Origin of the sequence: Massilia sp. IC2-477 (genome assembly GCF_020707265.1) — a bacterium.
In the GTDB taxonomy this organism is placed as follows: Bacteria; Pseudomonadota; Gammaproteobacteria; order Burkholderiales; family Burkholderiaceae_D; genus Telluria.
This window is the reverse complement of the sequence record NZ_JAJFEQ010000004.1, coordinates 164,838-180,205: the sequence shown is the minus strand read 5'-3', so window position 1 is coordinate 180,205 and position 15,368 is coordinate 164,838. Positions and strand designations below refer to the sequence as shown.

Below are 15,368 nucleotides of genomic sequence, written 5' to 3'. Positions count from 1 at the left end.
ACGAGCTAACAATATGTCCAAACCAGAAAAAATCGTCGCCGTCAAAGGCATGAACGACATCCTCCCGCAAGACGCACCGATGTGGGAGCTGTTCGAGAACACCGCCGAGACCATCCTCAAGAGCTACGGCTACCAGAAGATCGTCACCCCGATCGTCGAGGACACCTCGCTGTTCGCGCGCGCCATCGGCGCCGTCACCGACATCGTCGAGAAGGAGATGTACTCCTTCGAAGACTCGATGAACGGCGACCAGCTGACCCTGCGTCCGGAAGGCACCGCCGGCGCCGTGCGCGCGGTCATCGAGCACAACCTCGTGTACGACGGCCCCAAGCGCCTGTGGTACAAGGGCCCGATGTTCCGCCACGAGCGTCCGCAGCGCGGCCGCTACCGCCAGTTCTTCCAGTTCGGCGCGGAGGCCGTGGGCTTCTCGGGCCCGGACATCGACGCCGAGCTGATCATGCTGTGCCGCCGCCTGTGGGACGACCTCGGCCTGCAGAACGTGCGCCTCGAGCTGAACTCGATCGGCAACGCCGATGAGCGCCTGCGCCACCGCGCCGACCTGATCGCCTACCTGGAGAAGCACGAGGACATCCTCGACGCCGAGGCCAAGCGCCGCCTGCACAGCAACCCGCTGCGCATCCTGGACACCAAGAACCCGGCCATGCAGGAGATGGTCAATGGCGCGCCGAAGCTGCTGGATTACCTCGGCGAAGAGTCGCTGGCACACCTGAACGGCCTGAAGAACATCCTCGACCGCAATGCGGTGCAGTACACCATCAACCCGCGCCTGGTGCGCGGCCTGGACTACTACAACCGCACCGTGTTCGAATGGGTCACCGACGAGCTGGGCTCGCAGGGCACCATCTGCGCCGGCGGCCGTTATGATCCGCTGATCGAGCAGTTCGGCGGCAAGCCGACCCCGGCAGTCGGCTTTGCAATGGGCATGGAACGCATCATCGAGCTGATGAAGGGCCTGGGCGAAACCCAGGCGCCGAGCCAGTGCGACGTCTACCTCGTGCACCAGGGCGAAGAAGCGCAGCTGCAATCCTTCATCCTGGGCGAGCGCCTGCGGGATGCCGGCCTGGATGTTGTGTTACATTGCGCAACGCCGGCAGGCGCGGGCAGCTTCAAGAGCCAGATGAAGAAGGCCGACGGCAGCGGCGCCTCCTTCGCCGTGATCATCGGCGAGGACGAGATCGCGTCCGGCGAAGCCGTGGTGAAAGCCATGCGCGGCGAGGCCGGTGAGCAGCAGCAGGCCAAGGTCGCCTTCGAACAAGTGGTCGACTATGTGGTCGACCAGATCGTCGGCGGCGGCGAGCACGACTGCGATGACGAGAACTGCAACGAGCACGGCCATCACCGCCACTAAGATTTCCCGTAGCACCGATCCACCCTCACGATAACAACAGAGTAGAACATGGCATACGACCTCGAAGAACAGGAACAGATAGCGAACTTCAAGGCCTTCTGGGCCCGATTCGGCAACATCATCATGGGCGTGCTGATCGTCGCGCTGCTTTCCTACGCGGGCTACAACTTCTGGAATACCCACAAGCGCAACCAGACCGTCGAGGCTTCGGCCCTGTACGACGAGCTGCAGGCGGCGCTCGCCGCCAACGACAACGCCAAGACCCAGCGCATCGCCGGCGACATCCAGAACAAGTATGCGGGCACCACCTACGCGCAGATGGCTGCGCTGGGCGCGGCCAAGACCGCCTTCGAGGCGAATGACCTGAAGACCGCCAAGACCCAGCTGCAGTGGGCGGCGGACCACGGCAACGACGAGTACAAGGCCATCGCCAGGCTGCGCCTGGCCGGCGTGCTGCTGGACGAGAAGTCCTACGACGCCGCCCTCAAGCTGCTGAACGATACCTATCCGGCCCAGTTCTCGGCCGAAGTGTCCGACCGCAAGGGCGACGTGCTGGTGGCGCAGAACAAGCTGGCCGAGGCGCGCCAGGCCTACGTCGCCGCGCTGGCCGCGATGCACAAGGAAAATCCGGGCCGCCAGCTGGTCCAGGTGAAGCTTGAAGCGATCGGCGGTACCGTGCCGGCCGAGGCAAAAGACGCGAAAGCGAACGCGTAAGATCCAAGATTGACTGGCCCGCGTGCGCCTGTCGGGCGGACGCGGGCCTTGCGTCCTCTAAAAGGTAAAAGAACATGCGTATTAGCAGCAAACTTGTTGGTGTTGGCGTACTGGCCCTGATGACGGGCTGCTCGAGCATTCCGCAGCTTTCTTCGCTCAGCTCACTGAACCCGTTCTCGTCGAAGTCGAAGACCGACCAGCCGGCGCCGCTCGTCGAGCTGAAGGGCACGATGGCCGTGCGTACCGCCTGGAAGCTGGACATCGGCAAGGCCGGGTCTTACCAGTTCTCGCCGGCGCTGGCCGGCAATACCGTGGTCGTGGCCGCCAGCGATGGCGACATCGCCCGCGTCGAGGCCGAGAGCGGCAAGCTGCTGTGGCGCACCAAGGCCGGCAGCCAGCTCTCGAGCGGCGTCGGTACCGACGGCAACCTGATCGTGGTCGGCGGCGCCAAGGGCACCGTGCTGGCCTTCGACATGGACGGCAAGAAGCTGTGGAGCACCCAGCTGTCGAGCGAGCTCCTGTCCTCGCCGGTGGTCGGGCAGGGCGTCGTCGTCGCGCGCAGCCTGGACAACCGCATCGTCGGCCTGGACGCCAAGACCGGCGAAAAGAAATGGACCGTGCAGCGCAGTTCGCCGGCCCTGACCCTGCGCACCGCGCCGGGCATGATCATCAATAACACCGACGTTGTCATCGCCCAGCCGGCCGGCCGCCTGTCGTCCTTCATCCTCGCCACCGGCGCCCCGCGCTGGGACGTGGAAGTGGGCGTGGCGCGCGGCGCCACCGAACTCGAGCGCGTGACCGACATCGGCGGCGCCCCGGTGCTGTTCGAGGGCGACGTCTGCGCCGTCTCCTACCAGGGCCGCGTGGCATGCTTCGACGCCGCCGCCGGTTCGGCCAAGTGGACGCGCGACCTGTCGTCGGAAGTCGGCGTCGCCGTCGACCAGCGCTTCGTCTTTGTGCCGGACGACAAGGGCGCCCTGTACGCCTTCAACCGCGACACCGGCTCGAACGCCTGGAAGAACGACAAGCTGGCCTTCCGCCGCCTGTCGACCCCTGTCTCCTACGGCCGCGCCGTGGCGGTGGGCGACTACCAGGGCTATGTCCACTTCCTGTCGCGCGAAGACGGCGCCTTCCTGGCGCGCGCCGCCACCGACGGCAGCCCGATCGTGGGCACCCCGCTGGTGGCTGGATCGCACCTGATTTTTCAAACACAAAATGGAACTGTGGCCGCCATCGCGGTCGAATAAAATAATTACATGAAGCCGGTAATCGCACTCGTTGGTCGCCCGAACGTCGGGAAGTCGACCCTTTTCAACCGCCTCACCCGTTCGCGGGACGCGCTGGTGGCCGACCTCCCTGGCCTGACCCGCGACCGCCACTATGGCGAAGGCCGGATCGGCGAACGGCCGTTCCTGGTCATCGACACCGGCGGTTTCGAACCGGTCGCCAAAGAGGGCATCATGCACGAGATGGCGCTGCAGACGCGCCAGGCGGTGGCCGAGGCCGACGTCGTCGTGTTCATCGTCGACGGCCGCCAGGGCCTGACCCCGCACGACAAGACCATCACCGATTACCTGCGCAAGCAGAACCGTAAGGTCATGCTCGTGGTCAACAAGTCCGAGGGCATGAAGTACACCTCGGTCACGGCCGACTTCTACGAGCTCGGCATGGGTGACCCCTACGTCATTTCCGCCGCCCATGGCGACGGCGTGCACGACCTCGTGATCGAGGCGCTCGATTTCGCGTTTGAAAACCGCGCCGAGAACGAGGAAGAACTGGAGCATCCCGACCATGGCATCAAGATCGCCATCGTGGGCCGCCCGAACGTCGGCAAATCGACCATGATCAACACCCTGGTCGGCGAGCAGCGCGTGATTGCCTTCGACATGCCTGGCACCACCCGCGATTCGATCGAAGTCCCGTTCGAACGCGACGGCAAGAAGTACACCCTGATCGACACCGCCGGTATCCGCCGCCGCGGCAAGATCTTCGAGGCCATCGAGAAGTTCTCGGTGGTCAAGACGATGCAGTCGATCTCGGATGCCAACGTGGTCGTGCTGCTGCTTGACGCCCAGCAAGACATTTCCGAACAAGACGCCCACATTGCCGGCTTCATCCTGGAGTCGGGCAGGGCGCTGGTGGTGGCCGTCAACAAGTGGGACGGCCTGCAGTCGGACCAGCGCGACCAGGTCAAGACAGACCTCGATCGCAAGCTCGATTTCCTGTCCTTCGCCAAGACCCATTTTGTGTCGGCGCTGAAGGGCACCGGCATCAGCCAGCTGATGAAGTCGGTGGATTCGGCCTACGCGGCCGCGACCTCGAACCTGTCGACCCCGCGCCTGACGCGGGCCCTCCAGGAAGCGATCGAGAAGCAGGAGCCGAAGCGCAAGGGCAGCGTGCGTCCGAAGATGCGCTACGCCCACCAGGGCGGGCAGAATCCGCCCATTATCGTTATCCACGGCAATGCGCTGGAAGCCGTCAGCGACCCGTACAAGCGCTATCTGGAAAAGCATTTCCGCGATACCTTCAACCTGGTCGGCACCCCGGTGCGTATCGAATTCAAATCCGGCAAGAATCCTTTTGCCAAGGAGCAGAATTAGGCTTAGCAGTACGACAAAAAGTGGCGAAACAGGTTACAGTAGCTTAGGGCTGTCATTCGCCACCGCGGAATGTGGCCCGGGCACTTGAAAAAAGGCAAATAGCCTCAAACTCGCATCTACACCCACTGAACTACAACAACATTACGGAGCTGTTATGAGCAACAAAGGGCAACTGTTACAAGACCCATTCCTGAACGCATTGCGCAAGGAGCACGTCCCCGTCTCCATCTACCTGGTCAATGGCATCAAACTCCAGGGCCATATCGAATCCTTCGACCAGTACGTCGTCCTGCTTCGTAATACCGTGACCCAGATGGTCTACAAGCATGCCATTTCCACCGTCGTCCCGGCTCGTGCCGTCAACCTTAACCTCGACTCCGAAGCCGAGTAAGGCCGATGGCTGACGCCCCCGGCAACACCACCATGCGCGCAGCGCTGGTCGGCATCGATTTTGGTGCTGGCGATTTCAACGCCAGCCTGGAAGAGTTGTCGCTGCTTGCGCGCTCCGCCGGCGCCGAACCGATCACCACGATCACGGCCAAGCGCAGCAGTCCCGATCCCGCCCACTTCGTCGGCAGCGGCAAGGCCGACGAAATCAAGATGGCCTGCAAGGCTGAAGGGATCGACATCGTCATTTTCAACCACGCCCTATCGCCGGCCCAGCAGCGCAATCTCGAGCGCCGGCTGGAAGTGCGCGTGGTCGACCGTACCAGCCTGATCCTCGACATCTTCGCCCAGCGCGCCCAGAGCCACGAGGGCAAGCTGCAGGTGGAGCTGGCCCAGCTGCAGCACCTGGCCACGCGCCTGATCCGCGGCTGGACCCACCTGGAACGCCAGAAGGGTGGTATCGGCCTGCGCGGTCCGGGTGAAACCCAGCTCGAGACCGACCGCCGCCTGATCGGCGAGCGCGTCAAGCAGCTGCGCATCCGCCTTACCAAGCTGCGCAAGCAGCACGAGACCCAGCGCCGCCAGCGCGGTCGCAACCAGACATTCTCGGTGTCGCTGGTCGGCTATACCAACGCCGGCAAGTCGACCCTGTTCAACACCCTCACCAAGGCCGGCGTGTACGTCGCGAACCAGCTGTTCGCAACGCTCGACACCACCAGCCGCCGCCTCTATCTGGGCGACGAGGTGGGTTCGGTGGTCATTTCCGACACCGTCGGCTTCGTGCGCGAACTGCCGCACCAGCTGGTGGCGGCCTTCCGCGCCACGCTGGAAGAAACCATCCACGCCGACCTGCTGCTGCACGTGGTCGACGGCAATTCGCCGGTGCGCATGGAGCAGATCGAGCAGGTCAACGACGTCCTGCGCGAGATTGGCGCCGATCATGTGCCCCAGATCCTGGTCTGGAACAAGATCGATGCCGCCGGGCTCGAGCCTGGGGTCGAGCGTGATGAGTATGATAAGATCAGCCGCGTTTTCATCAGCGCCCACAGCGGGGCCGGGCTGGACCTGCTGCGCGACGCGATCGTCGAGTCGGCGCTGGCGGCGCGCGCACCTGAAAGCAGTCAGGATGGGGAGGAACCGGCGGTGGGCGGCTCCTTCGGCAATCCTGCGGACAATAACACAACAACTTCCCATCTCGGGCCACACTAGCCTATGCTCGTTTCTCTGCTAAAACGTTGCGGCATCAAACTGTCGCTCAACGACCCACGCTGGGGCCATAAACCCCAGGGTGACCACAAGGCCCAGGAGGGCCGCCGGCCGGGTGAAGGCCCGCCCGATCTCGATCAACTCTGGCGCGACTTCAATGCCCGCCTGAACCGCCTGTTCGGCGGCCGCAACAACGGCGGCGGCGACGGCGGCAACGGTCCGTCCGGCCGCGGCGACATGCGCGGCGCCAGCGTCACCGCCGGCGTGGTGGCGGTCATCGTCGGCCTGATCTGGCTGGCGAGCGGCGCCTTCATCGTGCAGGAAGGCCAGGTTGGCGTCGTCACCACCTTCGGCAAGCTCAGTCACAAGACCGGCGCCGGCTTCAACTGGCGCTGGCCGTACCCGATCCAGGCCCACGAGACCGTCAACGTCTCGCAGATCCGCACCGCCGAGATCGGCTACCGCGCCAACGTCCGCAACAAGCAGCCGCAGGAAGCTCTGATGCTGACCGACGATGAAAACATCATCGACATCCAGTTCGCGGTGCAGTACACGCTGAAGGACCCGGTCCAGTGGCTGTTCAACAACCGCGAGAACGACGAGACCGTGCGCCAGGTCGCCGAAACGGCGATCCGCGAAGTGGTCGGCCGCAGCAAGATGGACTTCGTCCTGTACGAGGGCCGCGAGAAGGTGGCCGTCGACGTGCACCAGATGATGCAGAAGATCGTCGACCGCTACGCGCTCGGCGCCCTGATCACCAACGTGACCATGCAGGCGGTGCAGCCGCCGGAGCAGGTGCAGGAAGCGTTTGATGACGCCGTCAAGGCCGGCCAGGACCGTGCCCGTGCCCGCAACGAAGGCGAAGCCTACGCCAACCAGGTGATCCCGCAGGCGCGCGGCCAGGCCTTCCGCCTGATGCAGGACGCCGAAGCCTACCGCTCGATGGTGGTCGAGAACGCGACCGGTAACGCCTCCCGCTTCGACCAGGTGGTGGCTGCCTATTCCAAGGCCCCGGCCGTCACCCGCGATCGCATGTACATCGACACCATGCAGCAGATCTTCTCCAACACCAGCAAGGTGATGGTCGATTCGCGCGCCGGCAACCCGATGATCTACCTGCCGCTCGACAAGCTGCTGCAGCAGGGCGCCGGCAACGAAGCCGTCGGCAGCCGTTCCGGCCCGCAGCAGGTCCCGGCCGTACCGCAGTCGGGTGCGCCGCAGGACGTCATGCAAGCCATGGATTCGGTGCGCCAGCGCGACAGCCGAAGCCGCGATTCCTCACGTGATCGGGAGAGCCGTTAATGAACCGCCTCGTAACTTTATTTGTGGCGGGCTTCATTGCCCTGATGCTGCTGTCCTCGACCGTGTTCGTGGTGGACCAGCGCCGCTTCGCCATCGTCTTCGCCCTGGGTCAGGTGCGTGACGTCATCACCGAACCGGGCCTGCACTTCAAGCTGCCGCCGCCGTTCCAGAACGTGATCTACCTGGACAAGCGCATCCTGACGCTCGACACGCCCGACGCCGACCGTTTCATCACGGCCGAGAAGAAGAACATCCTGGTGGATGCCTTCGTCAAGTGGCGCATCGTCGACCCGCGCCTGTACTTCGTCAGCTTCAGCGGCGACGAGAACCGCGCGCGCGACCGCATGTCGCAGATCGTCAAGGCGGCCCTGAACGACGAAATCACCAAGCGCACCGTGCGCGAAGTGATCTCGGGCGAGCGCGGCCGCGTGATGGAAGCGGTGAAGGAAAAGGTCATCGCCGAAGCCAAGGAGATCGGTGTCGGCGTGGTGGATGTGCGCCTCAAGCGCGTCGACTACATCGAGCAGATCAACAACTCGGTGTACGAACGCATGAAGGCCGAGCGCGTGCGCGTGGCCAACGAACTGCGTTCGACCGGCGCCGCCGAATCCGAACAGATCCGCGCCGACGCCGACCGCCAGCGCACCGTGATCATCGCCGAAGCCTTCCGCGACGCCGAGAAGATCAAGGGTGACGGCGACGCCAAGGCGACCGCGATCTATGCGGACTCGTTCGGCAAGAATCCGGAATTCGCCAAGTTCTACCGTTCGCTGGAAGCCTACCGCGCGACCTTCAAGAACCGTGGGGACGTGATGGTGGTGGATCCGAATTCGGAGTTCTTCAAGTACTTCAAGCAGCCGGGCGGGAAGTAAGCCCCTCGGTTTCTCGTAGGGTGGGCGGATTCTCCGCCCACGCGGTCACGCGGCTTATGCACTGTTTGACCGCGTGGGCGGGAGACCCGCCCACCCTACGTTTTCAGTCTATACAAGCGTTGCACAATGGCACTCTGGCAACCCGCCAGCGCTGTCAAATCAACATCCCCGTCCTACGCCTCCCCATTTTCGGGTAAAATTGCCGATTCGGCGCTCGCACCGTGCGCCGGCACGCCCGTGCCCCGAACATTGCTCTTGAAAACAACCCGTTAGCTGTCTGCCCATGCCGAACTGGCTCCTGCCTGAGAATATCGCCGATGTCTTGCCGTCCGAGGCGCGCAAGATCGAGGATCTGCGCCGCAAGATGCTCGATACCTTCCGCCTGTACGGCTACGAACTGGTGATGCCGCCGCTGCTCGAGTACGTCGAGTCGCTGCTGGCGGGGGCAGGGCAGGACACCGAACTGCGCACCTTCAAGGTGGTCGACCAGCTGTCCGGCCGCCTGCTCGGCCTGCGCGCCGACATGACTACCCAGGTGGCGCGCATCGACGCCCACCTGCTCAACCGCGACACCGTCACCCGCCTGTGCTACGCCGGCAGCGTGCTGCATACCCGTCCGTCGGGTCTGCACGCCACCCGCGAGCCGATCCAGATCGGTTGCGAGATCTATGGCCACGCCGGCCTGGAAGCCGATGCCGAGATCCAGGAACTGGCGCTGTGCTCGCTGGCGCTGGCCGGTTTTGATTCCGTCCGCCTCGACCTGTGCCACGTCGGCATCCTGCGCGCCGTGCTGGCCGAAGACCCGGCCGCGCGCCGCGACGAAGCACAGCTCATCGGCCTGCTGCGCGCCAAGGATGCGCCGGGCCTCGACGAATTCACCCAACACTACGCCCCGAGCACCCGCCGGGCCCTGCTGGCGCTGCCGCACCTGTACGGCGACGTCGACGTGCTCAAGCGCGCCAGGGAAGAACTGCCGGCGCTGCCGGGCATCACCCGCGCGCTGGCCGAACTGGCGGCGCTGGCCGCCGGCGCCATCGGGCGCGCCGACGTGGCGATCGACCTGGCCGACCTGCGCGGCTACCAGTACGAAAGCGGCGCCATGTTCGCCCTCTACGTGCCGGGCCTGCCGAACGCGGTTGCCAGGGGCGGGCGCTACGACCACGTGGGCGAAGCCTTCGGACGCGCGCGTCCCGCCACCGGCTTCTCGCTCGACCTGCGCGAACTGGCGCGGCTGCTGCCGACGGCCGAGCGCAAGCATTCCATCCGCGCGCCCTGGGGCAATGCCCCCGAGCTGAAGGAAAAAATCGCTGACCTGCGCAAGGCAGGCGAAGTCGTGATCCAGTCCATGCCGGGTCACGACAATGTTCAGGACGAGTTCGAGTGCGACCGCGTGCTCGTCCTCGAAAACGGAAATTGGATTCTCAAAAACTTAGGTTAAGTGATGTCAAATACTAACGTGGCAAAGAACGTCGTTGTCATCGGCACCCAGTGGGGCGATGAAGGCAAGGGTAAGATCGTCGACTGGCTGACCGACCATGCGGCCGGCGTCGTCCGTTTCCAGGGCGGCCATAACGCCGGTCACACCCTGGTGATCAAGGGCCAGAAGACCGCGCTGCAGCTGATCCCGTCGGGCATCATGCGCGAAGGCGTGGCCTGCTACATCGGCAACGGCGTCGTGGTCTCGGTCCCGGACGTCATGCGCGAGATCGACAAGCTGCAGGCCGCCGGCATCGAAGTCGTGTCGCGCCTGAAGATCTCGGAAGCCTGCCCGGTCATCCTGCCTTACCACGTCGCCATCGACAAGGCGCGCGAAGCCAAGCGCGGCGAGAACAAGATCGGCACCACCGGCAAGGGCATCGGCCCGGCCTACGAAGACAAGGTGGCGCGCCGTGCGATCCGCATCGCCGACCTGCTCAACGAAGAGCGCTTCGCCGAGAAGCTCAAGGAAAACCTCGAGTACCACAACCACGTGCTGGTCAACTACCTGGGCGCCGATCCGATCGACTTCCAGCAGACCTACGACGACGCGATGGCCCTGGTGCCGCGTCTGCGTCCGATGGTGGGCGATGTCTCGTCGCAGCTGTACGCCGCCCACAAGGCCGGCGGCAGCCTGCTGTTCGAAGGCGCGCAAGGTTCGCTGCTCGACGTCGATCACGGCACCTACCCGTTCGTCACCTCGTCGAACTGCGTGGCCGGTAACGCGGCCGCCGGCGCCGGCGTCGGCCCGGGCATGCTGCACTACATCCTCGGCATCACCAAGGCCTACACGACCCGCGTGGGTTCGGGCCCGTTCCCGGCCGAACTGCCGACCGACGCCGGCGTGGGCGAACACCTGTCGCGCGTGGGCCACGAGTTCGGCACCGTGACCGGCCGTGCCCGCCGCTGCGGCTGGTTCGACGCCGCGCTGCTGCGCCGCTCGGTGCAGATCAACGGCGTGTCGGGCATGTGCCTGACCAAGCTGGACGTGCTGGACGGCATCGAGTCGCTGAAGCTGTGCACCGGCTACAAGATCGACGGCCGTAACGTGGACATCTTCCCGGTCGGCGCCGAAGAAGCCGCGCTGTGCGAGCCGGTCTACGAAGAAATGCCGGGCTGGACCGAGTCGACCGTCGGCGCCAAGTCGATGGAAGAGCTGCCGGCGAATGCCCGCGCCTACATCAAGCGCATCGAAGAACTGGTGGGCGTGCCGATCGACATGGTGTCGACTGGTCCGGACCGCGAAGAAACCATTGTGCTGCGCCATCCGTTCGCAGCTTAATTATAAAAATAGGAATAGCCTGAAATGAACACCCCTGCATCGACCGACAAGGACCTCTGGGTTTCGTGGGACGAGTACAACCGCCTGGTCGAGCGCCTCGCGCTGCAAGTGTATGAATCGAACTGGAAGTTCGACATGGTCCTATGCCTGGCGCGCGGCGGCGTGCGTCCGGGCGACGTGATCTCGCGCATCTTCGACGTGCCGCTGGCGATCCTGTCGACCAGCTCTTACCGCGAAGAAGCCGGCACCAAGCAGGGCAACCTGGACATCGCCAAGTACATGACGATGACCAAGGGCCCGCTGGCCGGCCGCATCCTGCTGGTCGATGACCTGGCCGACTCCGGCGTGACCCTGCAGAAGGTGCGCGAGCACCTGCAGACCAACTACCCGGACGTCACCGAAGTGCGTTCGGCCGTCATCTGGGTGAAAGGTACCTCGGCCTTCAAGCCGGACTACCACCTGGAAGACCTGCCGCACAATCCGTGGATCCACCAGCCGTTCGAAGACTACGACGGCCTGCGTCCGCACCAGCTGGCGGCGTGGATGAAGAAGTTCGAGAAGTAATCCTTGCCGGTTGAACCGGGCAATGAAAACGGGCAGGAAGGGCGATCAGCCTTTCCTGCCCGTTCTGTTTTCCGGCTTCTCTTGTGAAGAAGTGTCCGCGGCGCGCGATGCAGCTTGGGTCGTGGCCAAGGGTCAGGGCGGTGCGGGAAGGCCTCGATAAAGTCCCTCCATCGTAATGGCTGGTTGCAGAAAGGTGCTTTTGTAGTTTCCCTGGTTTTGCCAAAACATGGGAGAATCTCCTATCTTTCGTTTGAAAAATAGAGGATTCTTCTCGTGTTCACCATTCCTGAGCTCAAGGGCCACAAACTCGACGAGATCGACCGCAAGATCCTGCGCATCCTGCGCACCGATGGTCGCATCAGCAACCAGAAGCTGGCTGACAGCGTGCACCTGTCGCCCACGCCCTGCTGGAACCGCGTGCGCGCGCTCGAAGAGGCCGGCTACATCGAGGGCTATGCGGCGATCCTGTCCCAGCGCGCACTGGGCTTGCCTGACACCGTCATCATCGAAGTCACGCTCGAGCGCCACGACGAGGACATGCTGGAACGCTTCGGCGAAGCGCTGGCCCAGCTGCCCGAGGTGATGGAGGCGAGCCTGCTGACCGGCGACTATGACTACCTGATCAAGGTGGCCGTGGCCGGCACCGAGGGCTACGAGCGCTTCCTGCGCCAGCGCCTGTACAAGATCCCGGGCATCCGCCACAGCCGTTCGACCTTCGTACTGCGCACCCTGAAGCGCACCCATTCGGTGGAGCCGTGACAGCCGCGCCTGATACAAAGCGGTCATGTTTCTGTCGTACCACTCTGCTAAGATGCGTCTTGGCCATTTGCAGCATTTAACAATAACAAGCCCAACCCGATGACCCAAAGCTTCTTCCAGACTTTCATCCTCCTGATCCTCGTCACTGATCCATTCGGAAACGTTCCGCTGTTCGTTGCAGCCCTGAAGGAAGTGCCGGTCGAGCGCCGTGCCCGCATCGTCGTGCGCGAATGCGCCATTGCCTTCCTCCTGCTGCTCGTGTTCATGTTCTTCGGCAAGCACTTCCTCGAGGCGCTGCACCTGAGCCCGGTGGCGCTGCGTATCGGCGGCGCCGTGATTCTCCTGATCATTGCGATCCGCATGATCTTCCCGCATCCGGATGGCGTGCTGGGCCGCAACGAAGGAGGGGAGCCCTTCATCGTGCCGCTGGCGATTCCCGCGCTGGCCGGCCCATCGGCACTAGCCACCGTGCTGCTGTTCAGCTCCGAGAACTTGTCGGAAACGATGGTGCACGTCGCCGCCCTGGCCGCCGTCGGCGTGGTCTGGCTGGCCGTGTTCCTGAGCGCCGAGCGCCTGCAGCAGCGACTGGGTCCGCAGGTCATGACGGCCTTCGAACGCCTGATGGGTCTGATCCTGACGGCAATGTCGGTCGAGATGCTGCTAGGCGGCATCCGCGATTTCGTCAAGACGCTGTGATGGCAGGGGCAGCGGTGCGAGGGCAAGAGCCCCTTTCTGGCACACTTTTGCTAACACAATAAGCGTCGCAACAGACGCCGACACGAACGCATGAAAACGGAACACGAGACGCCCTCCGAATGGCTGCCCTTCCTCAGCGGAGGCGGGCAGATGGGCGCCATGATGCGGGCCCACGACTGGTCGCGCTCCCCGCTCGGCCATCCGCGCGACTGGCCGCAGGCCTTGCGCACCACCGTCGGCCTGATGCTCAACTCGAAGTTCCCGATGTTCGTGGCCTGGGGGCCGGAGCTGGGCTTCCTGTACAACGACACTTATGCAGTCATCCTGGGCGAAAAGCACCCCACGGCCCTGGGCAATCGCTTCCATGACATCTGGCGCGAAATCTGGGAAGACATCCATCCGCTGATCGTACGCGCGCTCAAGGGCGAGGCGACCTACATGGACCGGCTGCCGCTGCGCATGAACCGCCACGGCTATGACGAAGACACCTGGTTCACGTTCTCCTACTCGCCGGTGCGCGACGAGGACGGCACCGTGGCAGGCATGTACTGCGCCTGCGTCGAAGCGACCGCCGAAGTGCTGGCCGAGCGTTACCGTGAAGAGGAAAACCAGCGCCTGATGACACTGTTCGAGCAGGCGCCCGGCATCCTGGCCGTGCTGCGCGGTCCGGAGCACGTCTTCGAGATCACCAATGAATCCTATATGCAGCTGATCGGCCGCCGTGAGCTGATCGGCAAGCCGGCGCGCGAAGCGCTGCCGGAAGTCGCGGGCCAGGGCTTCTTCGAGCTGCTCGACCAGGTCTATCAATCGGGCCAGCCTTTCGTTGGACACGCGGTGCCGGTGCGCGTCCAGCGTGACGCCAGCGGTCAACTGGAAGAGCGTTTCGTCGACTTCGTGTACCAGCCGATTCGCGGGCCGAAGGGCGACGTCGAAGGCATCTTCGTCGAGGGCAGCGACGTCACGGCGCGCAAGCGCGTCGAGGACGACCTGCGCGCCGCCAACCGCCAGAAGGACCAGTTCCTGGCCATGCTCGCGCACGAGCTGCGCAATCCGCTGGCGCCGATCACCACCGCCGCCCAGCTCCTGCAACGCGGCTCGCTGGACCCGCAGCGCGCGCGCCACGCCAGCGACATCATCGTGCGCCAGGCCGAGCACATGACCGACCTGGTGAACGACCTGCTGGACGTCTCGCGCGTCACGCGCGGCCTGGCCGAGATCGAGAAGGAAGACCTCAATGTGGCGGACATCGTCCAGGGCGCCGTGGAACAGGTGCGCCCGCTGCTGGACATGAAGCGCCACCAGCTGCAGCTTGAACCGGCCCCGGTCCCCTTGCACGTGTCGGGCGACCGCACGCGCCTGGTGCAGGTGGTCTCCAACATCCTGAACAACGCCGCCAAGTACACGCCTTCAGGTGGCCGCATCACCCTGCGCGTGCGCGAAGAAGAAGGGGAGGCCGTGATCGCCGTGTGCGACAACGGCCAGGGCATCGACCCGCAGGTGCTGCCCTATATTTTCGACCTGTTCACCCAGGCCGAACGCACTCCGGACCGCTCGCAGGGCGGCCTGGGCATCGGCCTGGCGCTGGTGAAAAGCCTGGTGGCCCTGCATGGCGGCCGCGTGGCGGCCTTCAGCGAAGGGATGAACCGCGGCAGCGAATTCCTGATCCGCCTGCCGCTGCTGCAGTCCGCGCCCGCGCAGCAGGAAGCGCAGCAGGAAGCAGACGGCCGGGAAGGGCCGGTGCGGGTGCTGGTGGTCGACGACAATGCCGACGCGGCCCAGATGCTGGCCACGCTGCTGGAAGCGCACGGGCACCAGGTCAGTGTCGAATACGACGGCACCAGTGGCCTGGCACGGGCACTGCGCGAGCGCCCCGAGGTCATGCTGCTCGATATCGGCCTGCCCGACATGGACGGCCACGAACTGGCGCGTCGCATGCGCGCCTCTCCGGAAACCGCGAATGCGACCCTGATCGCGCTCACTGGCTATGGCCAGAGCGACGACCGCGAACGCGCACGCGCGGCCGGCTTCGACCGCCATCTGGTCAAGCCCGCGGACCTGTCCGAACTGCTGCGCATCCTCGCCTCGGTGCGCGGCGAAGCCGACTGATTCTCTCGCGATCCGTGCGCGGTAGCGGCCCTGCG

General features: G+C 64.6%; 14 protein-coding genes. All 14 read left to right on the top strand.

What is annotated here, in order from left to right:
- The first annotated feature begins 13 nt into the window (after nt 1–13).
- The 14 genes from hisS to LK542_RS09545 all read left to right on the top strand — a co-directional run bounded on the left by hisS (nt 14) and on the right by LK542_RS09545 (nt 15,333).
- The gene (gene hisS, locus LK542_RS09610; protein ID WP_227811732.1) at nt 14–1,369 is read left to right on the top strand and encodes a histidine--tRNA ligase; all 1,356 of its coding nucleotides are present in this window, start codon (nt 14–16) and stop codon (nt 1,367–1,369) included.
- 48 nt (nt 1,370–1,417) lie between these two features.
- On the top strand, nt 1,418–2,083 hold the full coding sequence (locus LK542_RS09605; protein WP_227811731.1) for a tetratricopeptide repeat protein: 666 nt from the start codon (nt 1,418–1,420) through the stop codon (nt 2,081–2,083).
- Between the two features lie 74 nt (nt 2,084–2,157).
- Nucleotides 2,158–3,330 (top strand): outer membrane protein assembly factor BamB, encoded by a 1,173-nt coding sequence (bamB, locus tag LK542_RS09600; RefSeq protein ID WP_227811730.1) that lies wholly within the window; start codon nt 2,158–2,160, stop codon nt 3,328–3,330.
- A 9-nt stretch (nt 3,331–3,339) separates the two neighbouring features.
- A complete protein-coding gene (der, locus tag LK542_RS09595) occupies nt 3,340–4,683 on the top strand; it encodes a ribosome biogenesis GTPase Der (protein ID WP_227811729.1) in 1,344 nt (447 codons plus the stop codon).
- Nucleotides 4,684–4,837: 154 nt separating this feature from the next.
- Complete coding sequence (gene hfq, locus LK542_RS09590; RefSeq protein WP_026354376.1) at nt 4,838–5,074, top strand: RNA chaperone Hfq; 237 nt, start codon at nt 4,838–4,840, stop codon at nt 5,072–5,074.
- 32 nt (nt 5,075–5,106) lie between these two features.
- Nucleotides 5,107–6,279 (top strand): GTPase HflX, encoded by a 1,173-nt coding sequence (gene hflX / locus LK542_RS09585; protein WP_227811965.1) that lies wholly within the window; start codon nt 5,107–5,109, stop codon nt 6,277–6,279.
- Nucleotides 6,280–6,282: 3 nt separating this feature from the next.
- Nucleotides 6,283–7,578: an FtsH protease activity modulator HflK gene (gene hflK, locus LK542_RS09580; protein ID WP_227811728.1), complete on the top strand. Its 1,296-nt coding sequence runs from the start codon at nt 6,283–6,285 to the stop codon at nt 7,576–7,578.
- Nucleotides 7,578–8,450, top strand: a complete 873-nt coding sequence (hflC, locus tag LK542_RS09575) for a protease modulator HflC (RefSeq protein ID WP_227811727.1) — start codon at nt 7,578–7,580, stop codon at nt 8,448–8,450. The genes hflK and hflC overlap by 1 nt, the downstream gene beginning before the upstream one ends.
- A gap of 283 nt (nt 8,451–8,733) precedes the next feature.
- On the top strand, nt 8,734–9,888 hold the full coding sequence (locus LK542_RS09570) for an ATP phosphoribosyltransferase regulatory subunit (RefSeq protein WP_227798997.1): 1,155 nt from the start codon (nt 8,734–8,736) through the stop codon (nt 9,886–9,888).
- A gap of 3 nt (nt 9,889–9,891) precedes the next feature.
- Complete coding sequence (locus LK542_RS09565) at nt 9,892–11,208, top strand: adenylosuccinate synthase (RefSeq protein WP_227811726.1); 1,317 nt, start codon at nt 9,892–9,894, stop codon at nt 11,206–11,208.
- A 24-nt stretch (nt 11,209–11,232) separates the two neighbouring features.
- Nucleotides 11,233–11,772, top strand: coding sequence for a phosphoribosyltransferase (locus LK542_RS09560; protein WP_227798995.1), 540 nt, complete (start codon nt 11,233–11,235; stop codon nt 11,770–11,772).
- Nucleotides 11,773–12,045: 273 nt separating this feature from the next.
- Nucleotides 12,046–12,531 carry an Lrp/AsnC ligand binding domain-containing protein gene (locus LK542_RS09555; protein ID WP_227811725.1) on the top strand — a complete coding sequence of 162 codons (486 nt, stop codon included), beginning with the start codon at nt 12,046–12,048 and terminating at the stop codon, nt 12,529–12,531.
- A 99-nt stretch (nt 12,532–12,630) separates the two neighbouring features.
- Complete coding sequence (locus LK542_RS09550; RefSeq protein ID WP_227798993.1) at nt 12,631–13,227, top strand: MarC family protein; 597 nt, start codon at nt 12,631–12,633, stop codon at nt 13,225–13,227.
- A 90-nt stretch (nt 13,228–13,317) separates the two neighbouring features.
- Nucleotides 13,318–15,333, top strand: coding sequence for an ATP-binding protein (locus LK542_RS09545; protein WP_227811724.1), 2,016 nt, complete (start codon nt 13,318–13,320; stop codon nt 15,331–15,333).
- Nucleotides 15,334–15,368 lie beyond the last annotated feature (35 nt).